A 16,253-nucleotide genomic window follows, 5' to 3' on the forward strand; every position below is an offset into this window, starting at 1 on the left:
AAGCCCGTCATCTTCCAGTCGCTCTCTTTTTAATCAATTTGCAGTATCAGCGAGATAGCGGCGAATGGCGCGCAGTACAGCATCCGGTTTTTCCGCATGCACCCAGTGTCCGGCACCGGCAATGACGTGGGCGCGCGCCTGCGGGAATTGTGCCAGCAGCGTGTCGCGGTACGCGTCGGTAATATAAGGAGAGTTACCGCCGCGAATAAAGAGGGCAGGGTGCGGCCAGGCGGGAACGGTTTCCCAGCCCACGATGTTGTTGTACTGGTCCCACAGCACCGGCACGTTAAAACGCCACTGCCCGTCAACAAACGACTTCAAAAGGAACTGCACCACGCCTTCTTCATCAAGATGCTCACGCATAACCGCTGCCGCCTGCTGACGAGTGGAAACGCCAGCTTCGGTTACGGCATTGATCGCCGCGAAAATCTCATCGTGACGGCGAACGTCGTAATCCACAGGCGCAACGTCAATCACGACAAGCCCGGAAATTCGCTCTGGCGCCAGCGCGGTGAGCGCCATAACCGCTTTACCGCCCATTGAATGCCCGATGAGGGTCACCTTCTGCAGGTTGTGCGCGTCTAGCGTATCCAGCAGATCCTTCGCCATTGCCGCATAGGTCATCTCGTCTGAGCGGCCGGAAAGCCCGTGGTTGCGCATATCGACCTGTAAAATATCGTGATCGGTAACCAAATCGCGGGCCAGCACGCCCAGGTTATCCAGGCTGCCAAAAAGTCCATGAACCAGCACGATGGGGGAATTATTGTTCGGCGATTGTGCAGTTTGCGCTCGGGTATTCAATTTCATGGCAAAGTTCTTTTTTTACGTATGTCAGGTTAGGGTATCATGTTGACCATTCTGCCGCCCGGCTGCAAGGTTCCAGTTTAATCTGACTTTTGCCGCCAACCTGGTTTGACGCTATCCGCTGTTGGGATTTGACCTTATAATCCCAATGACTTGTATTCAGATAAGATATCGCACTGGATTAAGATGAAAACAATCGAAGTTGATGACGAACTCTATCAGTATATTGCCAGCCAGACGCGGCATATCGGGGAGAGCGCGTCCGACATTTTACGGCGCATGCTTAAAATTTCCGCCGCTTCACAGCCTGCCACCCCAGTAACCAAAGATGTCGTGTCTCAGCCGAGCGTTGCTGTACAAGCAAAACCTGCCGTGACGCCGGTAAAAGATAAAGTGCGCGCGATGCGCGAACTGCTGCTCTCCGACGAATATGCGGAGCAGAAAAAGGCGGTTAACCGTTTTATGCTGGTGCTGTCTACACTTTACTCCCTGGATAACAAAGCGTTTGCTGAAGCGACCGAGTCGCTGCACGGCCGTACCCGCGTCTATTTCGCGGGCGACGAGCAGACGCTGTTGCAAAATGGCAATCAAACCAAACCTAAACATGTCCCTGGCACTCCGTACTGGGTGATCACCAATACCAATACGGGCCGCAAGTGCAGCATGATTGAACACATCATGCAGTCCATGCAGTTCCCGGCGGAATTGATTGAAAAGGTTTGCGGTACAATTTAACCCTTGCATCATAAGGACCCGGTAATGGCAAATCACAGCCGTGCAGGCCAACCTGCACAACAAAGCGATTTGATTAACGTCGCTCAGCTGACCGCGCAGTATTACGTGCTGAAACCGGTCGTGGGCAACGCAGAACACGCAGTGAAGTTTGGTACATCTGGTCACCGCGGCAGCGCGGCGCGCCACAGCTTTAACGAACCGCACATTCTGGCCATTGCTCAGGCCATTGCGGAAGAGCGCGCTAAAAACGGCGTTACCGGTCCGTGCTACGTGGGCAAAGATACCCATGCGCTGTCTGAACCGGCGTTTATTTCCGTGCTGGAAGTGCTGGCGGCGAACGGTGTGGACGTGATTGTTCAGGAGAACAATGGGTTTACTCCAACACCGGCGGTATCAAACGCGATCCTTGTGCACAACAAAAAAGGTGGCGCGCAGGCTGACGGTATCGTCATTACGCCATCCCACAACCCGCCGGAAGACGGTGGTATCAAATACAACCCGCCTAACGGCGGCCCGGCTGACACTAACGTCACCAAAGTGGTGGAAGATCGTGCAAACGCGCTGCTGGCCGAAGGTCTGAAAGGCGTTAAACGTATTTCTCTTGATGAGGCGATGGCCTCCGGTCACGTGAAAGAGCAGGATCTGGTTCAGCCGTTTGTGGAAGGGCTGGCGGATATCGTCGATATGGCGGCGATTCAGAAAGCTGGCCTGAAGCTGGGCGTGGATCCGCTGGGCGGCTCCGGTATTGAGTACTGGAAGCGCATCGCCGAGCACTACAAGCTGGATCTGACCATCGTGAACGATCACGTCGATCAGACCTTCCGCTTTATGCACCTGGACAAAGACGGCGCGATCCGTATGGACTGCTCCTCCGAATGCGCGATGGCGGGCCTGCTGGCGCTGCGCGATAAATTCGACCTGGCGTTTGCTAACGACCCGGACTATGACCGTCACGGCATCGTCACCCCTGCCGGGCTGATGAACCCGAACCACTATCTGGCTGTTGCGATCAACTACCTGTTCCAGCACCGTCCGCAGTGGGGCAAAGAGGTGGCTGTCGGTAAAACGCTGGTCTCTTCTGCGATGATCGACCGCGTGGTGGACGCGCTGGGCCGCAAGCTGGTGGAAGTGCCGGTAGGCTTCAAGTGGTTCGTTGACGGTCTGCACGACGGCAGCTTTGGCTTCGGCGGCGAAGAGAGCGCAGGCGCGTCCTTCCTGCGTTTCGACGGCACCCCGTGGTCAACCGATAAAGACGGCATCATCATGTGCCTGCTGGCGGCGGAGATTACCGCGGTCACCGGTAAAAACCCGCAGGAACATTACAACGAGCTGGCTGCACGCTTTGGTGCACCAAGCTATAACCGTATTCAGGCTGGCGCGACCTCTGCCCAGAAAGCGGCTCTGTCCAAACTCTCTCCGGAGATGGTCAGCGCAAGCACCCTGGCAGGCGATCCGATCACCGCGCGTCTGACGGCGGCACCGGGTAACGGTGCGTCTATCGGCGGCCTGAAAGTGATGACCGAAAATGGCTGGTTCGCCGCGCGTCCGTCCGGTACGGAAGATGCGTACAAGATCTATTGCGAAAGCTTCCTCGGCGCTGAGCATCGCCAGCAGATTGAGAAAGAAGCGGTAGAGATTGTCAGCGAAGTGCTGAAAAACGCATAAGTCGTGTTCTGGTGCGGGCTGATGCCCTCACCCCGGCCCTCTCCCACGGGGAGAGGGAGAAAACACTAAAAACGGCAACCTCAGGGTTGCCGTTTTGCTTTTACCTAACTGTGTTTGTTCTTCAATTCAAATCTCGGCGACACCAGACCGTACAGCGTCCAGCCCATAAAGGTCACTATCGCCCCGTACAGCATCGCCTCCTGGCCAGACGAGTAGAGCGCATAGAAGCTGTATATCGCCCCAACCAGCGCCACGATATTCGCTACTCGCGCTTTGTGCGGATCCACCTTCGCCACCTTCTGAATGATCGCCAGCGCCGCCATCGACAGAATATACGGGATGATGTTCGTCACCACCGCCAGGTTGACCAGCACGTTGAACTGGCTGTTCAGCGACGGGCTGATGGTCATTAGCGATAATCCGCTCTGGAAGATGACAATTGCCAGCATCCCCTGCACCGGCGCATCGGCTTTGGTCACGCGGGAGAAGATTTTCGGGAAATAGCCTTCATCTGCCGAAGATTTAAAAACCTGTGCAATGGTGAACTGCCAGCCAAGCAGCGATCCGCAGCAGGACATCACCATCAGCCCCATGATCACTTTCCCGACTTCCGGGGTGAACATCTGCGCAAAGGCCAGTCCGAACGGTGCCGTGGAGTTAGCCAGATCCATGTTTGGCACGATCCCCGCTATCACGTTGGTTGAAACGATATAGATCACCGCCGCGCCCAGCGTCCCGCCGAGAACCGCAATCGGCACGTTCTTCTCCGGATTTTCCACCACTTCCGCATTCGCGCAGGCGGATTCCAGGCCCAGGAAAGCCCAGAGCGTCATGGCGATAGACGAGCCCACGGCGGTGAAGAACGGCACATGGTGCGGGTTCCAGGAGTTGGCGTACAGCGTCGGGCTAAACCAGAACCAGCCGATAATGCACAGACCGACCACCGGGATGATCACGCCCCAGACGGTGATGCTGCTGAGTTGGCCGGTGATGCGCGCGCCGCCAAAGTTGGCGACGGTACAGATCCACAGCACGCCGATCGTCGCCAGCCCAATTTGCACCGGGCTGAGCGTCGCGCCAAACAGCTCCGTACCGTAGCCCACGGCGGAGATGGCAATCGCCACGTTGGCGATCAGCAGCGACACCCCATAGGTATAGTTCGCCATAAAGTTGCCGGACTTGCCGAAGGCGTACTCGGCATAGCCGCCCATGCCGCCTGACTTGCGGCTGAACATCCCGCACTTGGCAAACGCCCACGCCAGCGCCATCGATCCGACAGCCGTCACCAGCCAGGAGATGATAGAGATGGTCCCCACCTCGGCAAGCTTGGTGGGCAGCATGATAATCCCGGAGCCCATCATGTTAACCATGGTGAGGATAGTCAGCTGCACCACGCCCATCTTATTGGACTTGCTCATAATTTTTCTCCTTTCAGCAGCGATGGCTGAGCAGCGGATTGTTTGATGACGTAGCAGCGAACCTGTTTGCGACCGTCACACTCCTCGACGTACACGCCCTGCAGCTCCGGCGCGAAGCCCGGCAGCAGGTTGATGCCTTCTTCCAGCGCGGCAAAGTAGCGCAGCACGGAACCGCCCCAGACTTCCCCTGGAACCACGCACAGTACCCCCGGTGGGTAAGGGAGAGCGCCTTCGGCGGCGATGCGGCCTTCCGCGTCGCGCAGGGAGACCAGCTCGACCTCACCGCGCAGGTAGGCGTAGTTCGCCTCTTGCGGGTTCATCATCACGCGCGGGAAGTGAGACTTGCGGAACATCTCTTTTTGCAGCTGCTTCACGTTATGGCGGGCGTACAGATCGTGCATTTCCTGGCAGATCTGGCGCAGGGTGTAACCCGCGTAACGTTCCGGATGCTGTTTGTAGAGGGAGGGCAGGACGTCTTTCAGCGGCACATCGCTCTCAAGCAGTTTTTCGAAGCGCACCAGTTGGGCGACCAGCTGCTGCAGCTTGCCCATGTCCTCCGCAGGGGTGAGCAGGAACAGGATCGAGTTGAGATCGCATTTTTCCGGCACGATGCCGTTTTCACGCAGGAAGTTGGCGAGAATGGTGGCGGGCACGCCGAAGTCGTCATACTCCCCGGTGCGGGCGTTAATGCCCGGCGTGGTCAGCAGCAGCTTGCACGGGTCGATAAAATACTGGTGCTCAGCATAACCTTCAAAGGCGTGCCAGCGTTCACCCGGTACAAAATGGAAGAAGCGCAGATCGGTTGCAATCTCTGCCGTGTCCCAGCTTTCCCACGCGCGGCCATCCACCGTCTCGGGCACAAATGGACGAATAAATCGGCAGTTCTCCAGGATCAGCTTGCGCGCCTCAATGCCCGTCACCACGCAGTCCATCCACATGTTGCGGCCGCTTTGCCCCTCATGCATGCGGGCGTTAATGTCCAGCGCGGCAAACAGCGGATAAAACGGGCTGGTGGAGGCGTGCATCATAAAGGCATTGTTGAGCCGCTTATGTGGGACATAGCGCTGCTGGCCTTTGATGTGGCTGTCCTTCTTGTGAATTTGCGAGGTCTGCGAGAAGCCAGCCTGCTGTTTGTGCACGGACTGGGTGACCAGGATCCCCGGATCGTTCTCGTTCAGCTCCAGCAGCAGCGGCGAGCAGTCGGCCATCATCGGAATAAACTGCTCGTAACCCACCCAGGCCGAGTCAAACAGGATGTAATCACACAGGTGCCCAATCTTATCCACCACCTGACGGGCGTTGTAGATGGTGCCATCGTAGGTGCCCAGCTGGATCACCGCCAGACGGAACGGACGCGCATCGCGTGCACGGCCAGGCGCCACCTCTGCCACCCGTTCACGCAGGTAGTTCTCCTCAAAGCAGTGCGCGTCAATGCCGCCGATAAAGCCGTACGGGTTGCGCGCGGTTTCCAGATAGACCGGCGTTGCGCCAGCCTGAAGGAGGGCACCGTGGTGGTTAGATTTGTGGTTGTTACGGTCAAACAGCACCAGGTCGCCTGGGGTGAGCAGGGCGTTAAGCACCACTTTGTTGGACGACGAGGTGCCATTCAGCACGAAGTAGGTCTTATCGGCGTTAAAGACTTTTGCCGCATGCTGCTGGGCAATGCATGGCGCGCCCTCATGGATCAGCAGATCCCCCATCGCCACGTCGGCGTTGCACAGATCGGAGCGGAATAACGTCTCGCCAAAGAAATCGACAAACTGATTGCCGGCAGGATGACGGCGGAAAAACTGCCCGCCCTGATGCCCCGGGCAGTCAAACGCGCTGTTGCCCTGCTTCACGTAGTCGACAAGGGCGCGGAAAAACGGCGGGCGCAGCTGGGTTTCATACTTCTGCGCGGCCGCTTCCAGCTGGCGTCCATAAAAGTCTTTGCTGGTGTCTGAATGCTCAAATACGCCGTGAATGCGCGATAAATAATCTGCCGGGATGATCTCTTCTTTGTGCGTCGCCACAAATACGGGAATACCAAAACCGGTAGCTTCTATTTCTTCCAGGATACCGCTGGCAATATCCGTGACCGCCAGAACAATGGCGGCAACATCAATATAATCAGAAGCGCGGACATCCACCACTTCACGCTGGGTAGTAAAGCAGTCCGGACATGCACGGCTGGCTGCGATTTTTAAATTTTTCATCTTTCTCTCTTTATTTTAGGTAATAAGCGTCCCTCGATTTCTTGCAAGAAAGAAATCGATAATTTTCCGGAAAAAAAGCAATGGGTAGCCGCTGATTAAAATCAGTGAATTGCTTTTTTGATGATTGAAATTCAGTCCGCACGGTGCGGATGAGTCTGAATCAAGATGAATGAGCGCACGAGTTCACAGGCAATTGCCTGTAAGTTAAGGTTTTTCAGGATAACCTGTAAGCGAGTGCGCCAGAAGTCGAAGGACTACCGGGCATTAAAGAGATGAAAGTCAAAGCAGTTTCGGTGGGCAAACATCATAATATGCGTTGTCCGCCTTATATGGGGCATTAAGCGATTGTTGTTTTCCATGTTTCATTTTCCTTTCAGTAATTGAAAGCATGGTCATTTTATCCAGGCAAAGGCGATTAACCGTGAAGCAGATCACCATTAACCGATCATTTCAGAAATAATTAGTCGTTTTTGATGAATAATGCAGATCAAAATTCTGAATTGTTAGTGTCACGTTAATAGATTGTGTTGTGAATGTTTGATATGAGCGTAAATAATCAAAAAAAATAACGGCTGGGATATTTGTGAAATATTTTCTGAGAGGTTTCGTTTTTATTTAAAAATAAATTGAATAGTTATTCAAAGCATAAACCGATAACCGATACCGGTTTCAGTTAATAAATGACGGGGGCGCGCGGGGTCAACTTCAAGTTTCTGGCGAAGATGTCCCATATATATGCGTAAATAGTGACTATGCTCCACCGCGTTGGGTCCCCACACCTGACTTAACAGCTGGCGCTGGGTGAGTACTTTACCGTGATTATTAAGCAGCACGGCGAGCAGGCGAAACTCGATTGGCGTGAGATGGATTTCTTCTTCACCGCGCACAATCCGCCGCGCGGCCAGATCAACCCGGATATCCCCAAACGTGTAGGTTGGGTCAGCAGGCGTGGTTGCGCTGTGGCGGCGCAGGGCCACGCGCAGGCGAGCCTGTAGCTCGCCGATACCAAAAGGTTTTATCAGATAGTCGTCCGCCCCGGCATCCAGCGCGGCGATTTTATCCGTCTCTTCAGTACGGGCGGAGAGCACCAGAATCGGCATCTGGCTCCACTGACGTACCTCGCGGATAAAATCGATGCCGTCACCGTCCGGCAGGCCAAGATCGAGGATTACCAGGTCCGGCTTGCGGGTCGCGGCTTCAATTAGCCCCCGCTGAAGCGTACCCGCATCATGAACGCGCAGACCATCACCTTCCAGCGCTGCGCGCAGAAACCGGCTAATGGCGATCTCATCTTCAACAATCAGAACGTTGATCACAAATCCTCTGGTAATTCATTCAGTTCCGGCGGGGTTTCCAGAGGAAGTGTAACACAAAAACGCGCGCCGCCTTCCGGACGATTCTCCGCGAAAATGGTTCCGCCATGAACATCAATTATTGCCTGACAAATCGCCAGCCCCAGCCCCACGCCCGGGATGGCAGACTCTTTATTGCCGCGTGCGAATTTTTCGAAAATAGCCATCTCCTGTCCGGCAGGAATGCCCGGCCCGGTATCCCAGACGTCAAGACGAAGCGTGTCGTCGACCACCGTCGCATCCACCCCAATCCGGGCGCTGGCACCCGCATATTTGCCGGCGTTTTCCAGCAGATTAATTAACACTCGTTCAAACAGCGGACCGTCGACGTGAATTAACGTCAGGGGCTCGGGCATGTTCAGCGCAATATGCCGCCCACCGAGGCCGGGTTCGAGCATTTTCAGCGCGCTGCCCACCACCTCTTCAAGCGTGAGCCACTCTTTTTTGAGGTTAAAACCGCCCGACTGGATACGCGCCATATCGAGCAGGTTATTCACCAGGCGCGTGGTATTGAGCACGTGCTGACGGATTTCGCTGGCCTGCATGGCGTGTTTTGAACCTTCCGCTGCCAGGTCCAGCGTCAGGATTTCCGACTGGCCAAACAGGACGGTAAGAGGTGTGCGCAGGTCGTGAGACAGCGCCGCCAGCAGCGAGTTACGGATGCTTTCGCGCTCGCTTGCCAGCCGGGCCTGCTCTTCGCTGGCGGTGAGGGCCAGCCGTTCCAGCGCGCTGGCAACCAGCAGCGTAAAGGTCTCCAGCAGTCGCTGCTGTTCGGGGATCATCAGCTGGCGCAGATTAGAGGGCTCCACGATAACCAGCCCCAGGTTTTTAACGGCGCTGCGCAGGGGCAGAATTTGATAGGGCACGCCGGGCAGGGTGTCGGTCCCTGCACCCGCCGGTAGCCCTTTATCAAAGCTCCAGCGGGCGATGGCTTCGTCCCAGGGCGTCATGCCCGAAGCCGACGTCAGCGGGCGCAGCTTGCCGTGATCGTCCGGGAGTAAAATCAGGTTGCTGGCATGAAAGGTCGAGCGAATAAACTGTTCGCTGGTCTGCACAATATCCAGCGGCGTGCGGCCTACCGCCAGCGATTTCGACATCTCATAAAGATGCCGCGTGCGCTGTTCGCGATAGCGGGCGATACGCGCCTGGTAGCGCACGCCAGCCGTTAAGTTCCCGATCACCAGCCCGACGGTGAGCATCACGGCGAAGGTGAGGATGTACTGTACGTCCGAGACGGCGAGCGTCCCGCGGGGGGCAATAAAGAACAGATCGAAGCTGATGACGTTAATAACCGTCGCCAGTACCGACGGCCAGCGTCCGTAAAAGAGCGCCACCACTACCACGCCCAGCAGGTAGATCATCACCAGGTTGGCCGCATCGAAGGCAATCAGCCATTTGCTGGCGATTATAGTGATCAGGGCGCAGAGCACGACGGCGACAAGGCAGCCGCGGAGCTGAATACGCCATTTATCGCTGAAGGCCCGGCTGTCCGGCGCGCGGCTGGGGAGGGGAGCAGGTTTATCATCCAGCGCCACGATCACCAGGTCCAGATCCGGCGCGCGGCGGGCCAGCTTGTCGGCAAAGGATTCGCGGCTAAACCAGCGGCGATGCTGGCGGCGGCCAATGACAATTTTCCCCAGGTTATGCTCCCGCGCGTAGCGCAGAATGGCTTTATCTTCCTGCGGATCGGAAAGGGTAGCGGTTTCGGCACCCAGTTCCTGCGCCAGGCGCAGCGAGCTCAGGATCGCGCGGCGCTGGTTTTCGGGCAGAGCGTGCAGCTGCGGCGTTTCGACATACACCGCATGCCAGACGCTGCCAAATTTGGCCGCCAGGCGCGCGGCGGTGCGGACCAGCTTTTCATTGCCGCTGCCGTGGCCCACGCACAGCAGAATAGCATCCCGCGTGTGCCAGACGCGCTCCTGTCCCTGCAGATCGCGCCAGGCGCGCATCTGATCGTCAACGCGATCGGCAGTACGCCGCAGGGCCAGCTCGCGCAGGGCAATCAGGTTACCTTTGCGGAAGAAATGTTCGATGGCGCGCTCGGCCTGGCCGGCAATATAAACCTTGCCTTCGTGCAGGCGCTGGCGCAAATCGTCAGGAGGCAGGTCAACCAGCACCACCTCATCGGCAGAATCAAAGAACGGGTCGGGCACCGTCTCGCGCACCTGAATGCCGGTCACGCCGCTGACTACGTCGTTCAGGCTTTCAAGATGCTGAACGTTAACCGTTGTGAACACATCAATGCCGGCCTCGAGCAGCTCTTCAACATCCTGCCAGCGTTTGGGATGGCGTGAGCCTGGCGCATTGCTGTGCGCCAGTTCGTCCATCAGGATAAGGGCAGGGCGGCGCGCGAGGGCGGCATCAATATCAAACTCCGTAACTAACCGACCACGGTGGCTGATGCGGCGGGGCGGCTGGGTAGCCAGCCCCTTCAGCAGCGATGCTGTCTCTTTACGTCCGTGGGTTTCAACCACGCCGATCAGAATATCGAGCCCCTGCGCCCGAAGCCGCTGGGCTTCCGTCAGCATGGCGAAGGTTTTCCCGACGCCCGCGCAGGCGCCAAAGAAAATTTTCAGTTTGCCGCGATGGGCTTCAGCCGTCTGTTCAAGCAGCCTGTCCGGATCCGGGCGCATGGGCTCGTCGGTCATTTAGTTTTTCCTTAGCGCGTCCAGCGCCAGATTCAGCTCAACAATATTTACCACGGGCATGCCGATGAAGCTGACCAGCGGCTTTTGCGTGTGCTCTGCCACCAGCTTGCTCACCTGTTCGACGGTCAACTGACGGGCGGCGGCGACGCGCGGGATCTGCCAGGCCACCGCTGCCGGCGTCAGGCTGTAGTCCAGCCCGCTGGCCGAGGCGGTCACCAGCTCTACGGGCACCTCGCGGCTGGCCTGAGGATTGGCGGCACGCAGGGTTGCCACGCGTTCAGCGACGGCTTTGTCCAGCTCCGGGTTGCTGCCCGCCAGGTTACTGCCGCCGGATGCCATCGGATTATACGGGCTTTCGGCAGTGGCGGAAGGGCGTCCCTGGAAGTAGCGAGCATCCGTAAAGTTCTGACCAATCAGCCGTGAACCGCGGTTTTCGCCGTTTTGTATAATCAGCGAGCCGTTGGCCTGATCCTTAAACCACCACTGGCCCAGCGCGGTGGTTACCAGCGGGTACAGCCCGCCGGTAATGAGAGACAGCAGAATAAACAAAAGTATAGCGGGGCGTAACATCGTCATTTGATTCACCTTTTAAACCAGCCCGAACAGGGTCAACAGCAAGTCGATAGCCTTGATACCGATGAAAGGCACCACCAGCCCCCCCAGGCCGTATATCCACAGGTTGCGGCGCAGCATGGCGGCGGCGGTCAGCGGCTTATAGCTCACGCCCTTCAGCGCCAGCGGAATAAGAAAGACAATGATCAGGGCGTTGAAAATCACCGCGCTCAGAATGGCCGATGCCGGAGAGTGCAGGTGCATCACGTTCAGCGCATTGAGCTGCGGATAGGTGGCCGCAAAGGCCGCCGGGATAATGGCAAAATACTTCGCCACGTCGTTGGCGATACTGAAGGTGGTCAGCGAACCGCGCGTCATCAGCATCTGCTTGCCGATGTGCACCACCTCAATCAGCTTGGTCGGGTTAGAGTCGAGGTCGACCATGTTGCCCGCCTCTTTTGCCGCCTGGGTACCGGAGTTCATCGCCACCGCCACGTCGGCCTGCGCCAGGGCAGGGGCATCGTTGGTACCGTCGCCCGTCATCGCCACCAGACGACCTTCCGCCTGATACTGACGAATCAACGCCAGTTTCGCTTCCGGCGTGGCTTCGGAAAGGAAATCATCCACGCCCGCTTCGGCGGCAATCGCCGCGGCGGTAAGACGATTATCCCCGGTGATCATCACCGTTTTAATGCCCATTTTACGCAGCTGGGCAAAGCGCTCTTTAATGCCGCCTTTGACGATATCTTTCAGGGCAATTACGCCCAGCACGTTCGCGCCTTCTGCCACCACCAGCGGCGTGGCCCCCTGACGGGCTACGCTTTCGACCAGGTTGTCCACTTCAGGCGGGAAGTGGCCATTGTTGGCCTCAATGTGGCGACGGATGGCGTCAACAGAGCCTTTACGGATCATGCGATCCTGAATGTTAATCCCGCTCATTCGGGTTTGCGCCGTAAACGGCACGAAGGTGGCATGCAGGCTCTGAACGTCGCGCTGGCGCAGGTTAAAGCGCTGCTTAGCGAGGATCACGATACTGCGGCCTTCCGGGGTTTCATCGGCAAGCGAGGAGAGCTGTGCCGCATCCGCCAGCGTTTTTTCATCCACGCCCGGGGCGGGTAAGAATTCGGATGCCTGGCGGTTACCGAGGGTAATGGTCCCGGTTTTATCCAGCAGCAAGACATCCACGTCACCGGCGGCTTCAACCGCGCGCCCGCTGGTGGCGATGACGTTAGCACCGAGCATACGGCTCATGCCGGCCACGCCGATGGCCGACAGCAGGCCGCCGATGGTGGTAGGGATCAGGCAGACCAGCAGCGCCACCAGTACGGTGATGGTGACCGGAGTGCCGCCATAGGCGGAAAATGGCCACAGCGTCGCGGTTGCCAGCAGGAAGACGATGGTCAAGGCTATCAGCAGGATGGTCAGGGCAATTTCGTTCGGTGTTTTACGGCGCTGAGCGCCTTCAACCATGGCGATCATCCGGTCGAGGAAGGTTTCGCCCGGGTTGACGCTGCACTGGATCACCAGCCAGTCGGAAAGAATGCGCGTCCCACCCGTTACGGAGGCAAAATCACCGCCGGATTCACGGATCACAGGTGCGGATTCCCCGGTAATGGCGCTTTCATCTACCGATGCGCCACCTTCAATGACTTCTCCGTCGCACGGGATGATGTCGCCAGCTTCCACCAGCACCACATCACCTTTACGTAGTTCATCCGCCGGAACGTGGTCCATCTGCGCGCCGTATTTCGGTTCACGTAATTTCCGCGCAAACGCCGTTTTTTTCACCCCTTTCAGGCTGTTGGCCTGCGCTTTACTCCGGCCTTCCGCCAGCGCTTCGGCAAAGTTGGCGAATAGCACGGTAAACCACAGCCACAGGCTGATGGCCCCAGTGAACATCGCGTTTCCCGGCATGTGACCCGTCCCCATGGCAATCGCCAGTGCGGTGGTCAGGACGCTGCCGGCCCAGACGATAAACATCACCGGGTTGTGCCATTGCACGCGCGGGCTCAGCTTTTTGACCGCATCCATAAGCGCCTGACGAACTAACGTCGGTTCGAGCAGGGCCAGTTGTTTACGACTCATGACAAATACTCCGCAAAATCAGCGTAAAGAGAGAGTTTCCGCGACCGGGCCTAACGCGAGGGCGGGGATAAAGGTCAGGGCGCCGACCAGCAACACGGTGCCCGTCAGCAGGCCGATAAACAGCGCGCCGTGGGTCGGTAACGTCCCGGTGGTGGTCGGTTGGATTTTTTTATTCACCAGCGATCCGGCAATCGCCATTACCGGCACAATGATCCCGAAGCGGCCCACGAACATGCAGAACGCCAGCAGACAGTTCCAGAACGGAGAGTTGGCGCTTAAGCCTGCAAAGGCGCTACCGTTGTTGTTGGCGGCCGAGGAGACGGCATACAGCACTTCGCTAAAGCCGTGAATGCCCGGGTTAAAGATGCCGCTGCGTCCTGCTTCGGTCATCAGCGCCAGCGCGGTGCCGAGCAGCACAAGCGCCGGGGTGACCAGAATCGCCAGCGCGGTTAGTTTCATCTCGCTAACGTCGATTTTTTTACCGAGATATTCCGGGGTGCGGCCAATCATCAGACCGGCAATAAACACCGCCAGCAGCACGAACAGGAGCATGCCGTAAAGACCGGAGCCCACGCCGCCAAACACCACCTCGCCGATCTGCATCAGCCACATCGGGATCATGCCGCCCAGCGCGGTGAAAGAGTCATGCATGGCGTTCACCGCCCCGCACGAGGCTGCTGTGGTGACGACAGCATAAAGGCTGCTGGCAAGAATGCCGAAGCGGCTTTCTTTGCCTTCCATATTAATAGTGCTGTTCGCCCCAAGCTGCATGAAATGGGGGTTGCCGCTCCATTCAGCCCACATCACCAGCGCCACGCAGACCACGAAGATCAGCGACATGGTCCAGAGCAGTGTGCGGCCCTGACGGCGATCGTTGACCACATCACCAAAGGCGAAACAGAGCGCGGCGGGGATCAGGAAGATCGCCAGCATCTGTACAAAATTGGTCAGGGCGGTAGGGTTTTCAAACGGATGCGACGAGTTGGCGTTGAAGAATCCGCCGCCGTTGGTGCCGAGCATCTTGATAGCTTCCTGCGACGCCACTGGTCCCATCGGCAGGATCTGTTTTGCTCCTTCAAGCGAAGTATACGGGGCGTAAGGCAGCAGGTTTTGCAGGGTGCCCTGCTGAATAAAGAACAGCGCGATAAGCAGCGCAATCGGCAGCAGGATCCACAGCGTAATGCGCGTCAGATCCACCCAGGCGTTACCCAGGGTACCGATTTTCTGACGTGCAAACGCGCGCGTCAGCGCGAAAATTACCGCGATACCGCTGGCTGCAGAGAGGAAGTTCTGCACGGTTAATCCAGCCATCTGGCTGAAATAGCTGAGGGTGGTTTCACCGGCATAGGACTGCCAGTTGGTGTTGGTAACAAAACTGACTGCCGTATTCAGCGCCAGGTGCCAGGACAGGCCCGGTAACCGTTGCGGATTCAGCGGCAGGCTACCCTGCAGCATCAGCATGGCAAAAAGTGCAATGAGCCCAACGATGTTCAGCAGCAGAATGGCGATCAGATAGTCACGCCAGTTCATCTCCCGATCGTCTATACCCAGTACGCGCCAGATCCCTTTTTCAACGCTTTCCGTGCCGGGCAGGGGGACGTTGTTGATAAGCCTGGCCAGCCCCGTTCCCAGCGGCCTTGCCAGAACGAACAATACCACTAAGAAGCTGGCAATAAGCAAAAACGCCTGAGCAGCCATCAGAATGCCTCCGCGTTAATCAGGGCATAGACCAGATAACCCAATAACAGGAACACCAGCACGATGCCGGCAATAAGACCTGCACTCACAATCCACCTCCGGGTGACTTTTGTTGTTGTGCTAACGGTAGGATTTATGGCGCAAAGATTTCGCAAAAATCAGAAGGGTGGGTGTAAAAAAAGTATAAAAATGGAAAGACCATAATTTAACTATTGATAAGTAAATCATTAACTTTTTTGTAACTTAATTACGGCGCGAATGTAAATATTCGCTAAATGAATAAAAATAAGTGGTCGGATGAGTAGTAAAATTACACGCAAAGCGATATTATTTTATCCAGGTCACAGATTTCACATTTTCCGGAGAAGGTTTCCGGCCAACTACAGGGGAGAAAAATATGGATCTTTATAAAGAGTATCCGGCTCATATCGTGTTCATGCGTCGCACTTTCGCCGTAGTGGCTGGCGTGCTGGCCCTGCCGGTGATGCTGTTCTGGAAAGATCGCGCGCGTTTTTATAGCTATCTGCACCGCGTCTGGGCGAAAACCAGCGAGAAGCCGGTGTGGATGGATCAGGCAGAGAAAGCGACCTGCGATTTCTATTGATACAACGCTGACGCGTAGCCATAAAAAAACCGCCAATAGCAATATGGCGGTTTTTTTGTCCCTCGGGATTCGCGGTCCGTTGGGTGGTCTTGCAGCCCCTACCCGGGATTTTTATCATACCCTTCTGTAAGAAGATGGCAATCCCTCGAAGCCTTTATAAATTCCTAATTTTATTCGGGTATCTTACCTTTGCAGCGGATAGTAATTATGATGCTGCGTCCCTTTCCGCCATCTCGCAAATGGGCATCGGTCCTGGGAAAGGTGTATTTTCAGCCGTAAAGCAGCCCGCCTACCCGGGCTTGTGTCCACCGACTTATCACCGGTGGTGAACGGTGGAGCGGTTAGCAGCAGGGACCGCATAGTGAAACGCTATATATGCATCGCGTTCATTGTCGCCAGCGTACTCGTTGTAAAGAGTGATGAACCTAATGCGTTTGTCGCTTTAACCACGATAGCGCAGGACAAGTAGCGTTAAGGCCGCCCCGGGCGGCCTTTTT

General features: G+C 56.8%; 13 protein-coding genes. 3 read left to right on the forward strand and 10 right to left on the reverse strand.

The genetic code is table 11. The features are described from left to right. Window positions 1–33: 33 nt before the first annotated feature. Window positions 34–807, reverse strand: a complete 774-nt coding sequence (ybfF, locus tag IM295_RS13295) for an esterase (protein ID WP_193066803.1) — start codon at window positions 805–807, stop codon at window positions 34–36. A gap of 183 nt (window positions 808–990) precedes the next feature. Here ybfF and seqA point away from each other — a divergent pair, with 183 nt between their 5' ends. Together seqA and pgm are read left to right on the forward strand one after the other, a co-directional pair. Next, window positions 991–1,539 (forward strand): replication initiation negative regulator SeqA, encoded by a 549-nt coding sequence (seqA, locus tag IM295_RS13300; RefSeq protein ID WP_041910775.1) that lies wholly within the window; start codon window positions 991–993, stop codon window positions 1,537–1,539. Window positions 1,540–1,563: 24 nt separating this feature from the next. Continuing rightward, on the forward strand, window positions 1,564–3,204 hold the full coding sequence (pgm, locus tag IM295_RS13305; protein WP_193066804.1) for a phosphoglucomutase (alpha-D-glucose-1,6-bisphosphate-dependent): 1,641 nt from the start codon (window positions 1,564–1,566) through the stop codon (window positions 3,202–3,204). A 104-nt stretch (window positions 3,205–3,308) separates the two neighbouring features. Here the strand turns inward: pgm and potE are convergent, their stop codons facing one another. The 9 genes from potE to kdpF all read right to left on the reverse strand — a co-directional run bounded on the left by potE (window position 3,309) and on the right by kdpF (window position 15,241). Then, window positions 3,309–4,622, reverse strand: a complete 1,314-nt coding sequence (potE, locus tag IM295_RS13310) for a putrescine-ornithine antiporter (protein ID WP_045630860.1) — start codon at window positions 4,620–4,622, stop codon at window positions 3,309–3,311. After that, complete coding sequence (gene speF / locus IM295_RS13315; protein ID WP_193066805.1) at window positions 4,619–6,817, reverse strand: ornithine decarboxylase SpeF; 2,199 nt, start codon at window positions 6,815–6,817, stop codon at window positions 4,619–4,621. The genes potE and speF overlap by 4 nt, the downstream gene beginning before the upstream one ends. Before the next feature lie 254 nt (window positions 6,818–7,071). Next, window positions 7,072–7,176 (reverse strand): leader peptide SpeFL, encoded by a 105-nt coding sequence (gene speFL, locus IM295_RS13320; RefSeq protein WP_003858645.1) that lies wholly within the window; start codon window positions 7,174–7,176, stop codon window positions 7,072–7,074. A 279-nt stretch (window positions 7,177–7,455) separates the two neighbouring features. Continuing rightward, on the reverse strand, window positions 7,456–8,133 hold the full coding sequence (gene kdpE, locus IM295_RS13325) for a two-component system response regulator KdpE (protein WP_008501074.1): 678 nt from the start codon (window positions 8,131–8,133) through the stop codon (window positions 7,456–7,458). Further along, window positions 8,130–10,817, reverse strand: a complete 2,688-nt coding sequence (gene kdpD / locus IM295_RS13330; protein ID WP_193066806.1) for a two-component system sensor histidine kinase KdpD — start codon at window positions 10,815–10,817, stop codon at window positions 8,130–8,132. Before kdpD ends, kdpE begins: the two co-directional genes overlap by 4 nt. Then, window positions 10,818–11,393: a potassium-transporting ATPase subunit KdpC gene (gene kdpC, locus IM295_RS13335; RefSeq protein WP_045261086.1), complete on the reverse strand. Its 576-nt coding sequence runs from the start codon at window positions 11,391–11,393 to the stop codon at window positions 10,818–10,820. 12 nt (window positions 11,394–11,405) lie between these two features. Next, window positions 11,406–13,454 carry a potassium-transporting ATPase subunit KdpB gene (gene kdpB / locus IM295_RS13340; RefSeq protein WP_048957828.1) on the reverse strand — a complete coding sequence of 683 codons (2,049 nt, stop codon included), beginning with the start codon at window positions 13,452–13,454 and terminating at the stop codon, window positions 11,406–11,408. An 18-nt stretch (window positions 13,455–13,472) separates the two neighbouring features. Further along, window positions 13,473–15,152, reverse strand: a complete 1,680-nt coding sequence (kdpA, locus tag IM295_RS13345; protein ID WP_193066807.1) for a potassium-transporting ATPase subunit KdpA — start codon at window positions 15,150–15,152, stop codon at window positions 13,473–13,475. Beyond that, the gene (gene kdpF, locus IM295_RS13350; RefSeq protein ID WP_014069365.1) at window positions 15,152–15,241 is read right to left on the reverse strand and encodes a K(+)-transporting ATPase subunit F; all 90 of its coding nucleotides are present in this window, start codon (window positions 15,239–15,241) and stop codon (window positions 15,152–15,154) included. Before kdpF ends, kdpA begins: the two co-directional genes overlap by 1 nt. A 308-nt stretch (window positions 15,242–15,549) precedes the next feature. Here kdpF and IM295_RS13355 point away from each other — a divergent pair, with 308 nt between their 5' ends. Further along, entirely contained in the window at window positions 15,550–15,756 is a 207-nt protein-coding gene (locus IM295_RS13355) for a YbfA family protein (protein ID WP_014069366.1), read from the forward strand. The last annotated feature ends 497 nt before the right edge of the window (window positions 15,757–16,253 follow it).

It is taken from the genome of Enterobacter cloacae complex sp. P14RS (assembly GCF_014895895.1).
Classification (GTDB): Bacteria; Pseudomonadota; Gammaproteobacteria; order Enterobacterales; family Enterobacteriaceae; genus Enterobacter; species Enterobacter bugandensis.

What these genes read in the sequence shown, in the direction of transcription:
- kdpD (WP_193066806.1), bottom strand. Translation starts at nt 10,817, where the DNA reads ATGACCGACGAGCCCATGCGCCCGGATCCGGACAGGCTGCTTGAACAG.
- potE (WP_045630860.1), bottom strand. Translation starts at nt 4,622, where the DNA reads ATGAGCAAGTCCAATAAGATGGGCGTGGTGCAGCTGACTATCCTCACC.
- kdpC (WP_045261086.1), bottom strand. Translation starts at nt 11,393, where the DNA reads ATGACGATGTTACGCCCCGCTATACTTTTGTTTATTCTGCTGTCTCTC.
- kdpA (WP_193066807.1), bottom strand. Translation starts at nt 15,152, where the DNA reads ATGGCTGCTCAGGCGTTTTTGCTTATTGCCAGCTTCTTAGTGGTATTG.
- IM295_RS13355 (WP_014069366.1), top strand. Translation starts at nt 15,550, where the DNA reads ATGGATCTTTATAAAGAGTATCCGGCTCATATCGTGTTCATGCGTCGC.
- seqA (WP_041910775.1), top strand. Translation starts at nt 991, where the DNA reads ATGAAAACAATCGAAGTTGATGACGAACTCTATCAGTATATTGCCAGC.
- pgm (WP_193066804.1), top strand. Translation starts at nt 1,564, where the DNA reads ATGGCAAATCACAGCCGTGCAGGCCAACCTGCACAACAAAGCGATTTG.
- speFL (WP_003858645.1), bottom strand. Translation starts at nt 7,176, where the DNA reads ATGGAAAACAACAATCGCTTAATGCCCCATATAAGGCGGACAACGCAT.
- speF (WP_193066805.1), bottom strand. Translation starts at nt 6,817, where the DNA reads ATGAAAAATTTAAAAATCGCAGCCAGCCGTGCATGTCCGGACTGCTTT.
- kdpB (WP_048957828.1), bottom strand. Translation starts at nt 13,454, where the DNA reads ATGAGTCGTAAACAACTGGCCCTGCTCGAACCGACGTTAGTTCGTCAG.
- ybfF (WP_193066803.1), bottom strand. Translation starts at nt 807, where the DNA reads ATGAAATTGAATACCCGAGCGCAAACTGCACAATCGCCGAACAATAAT.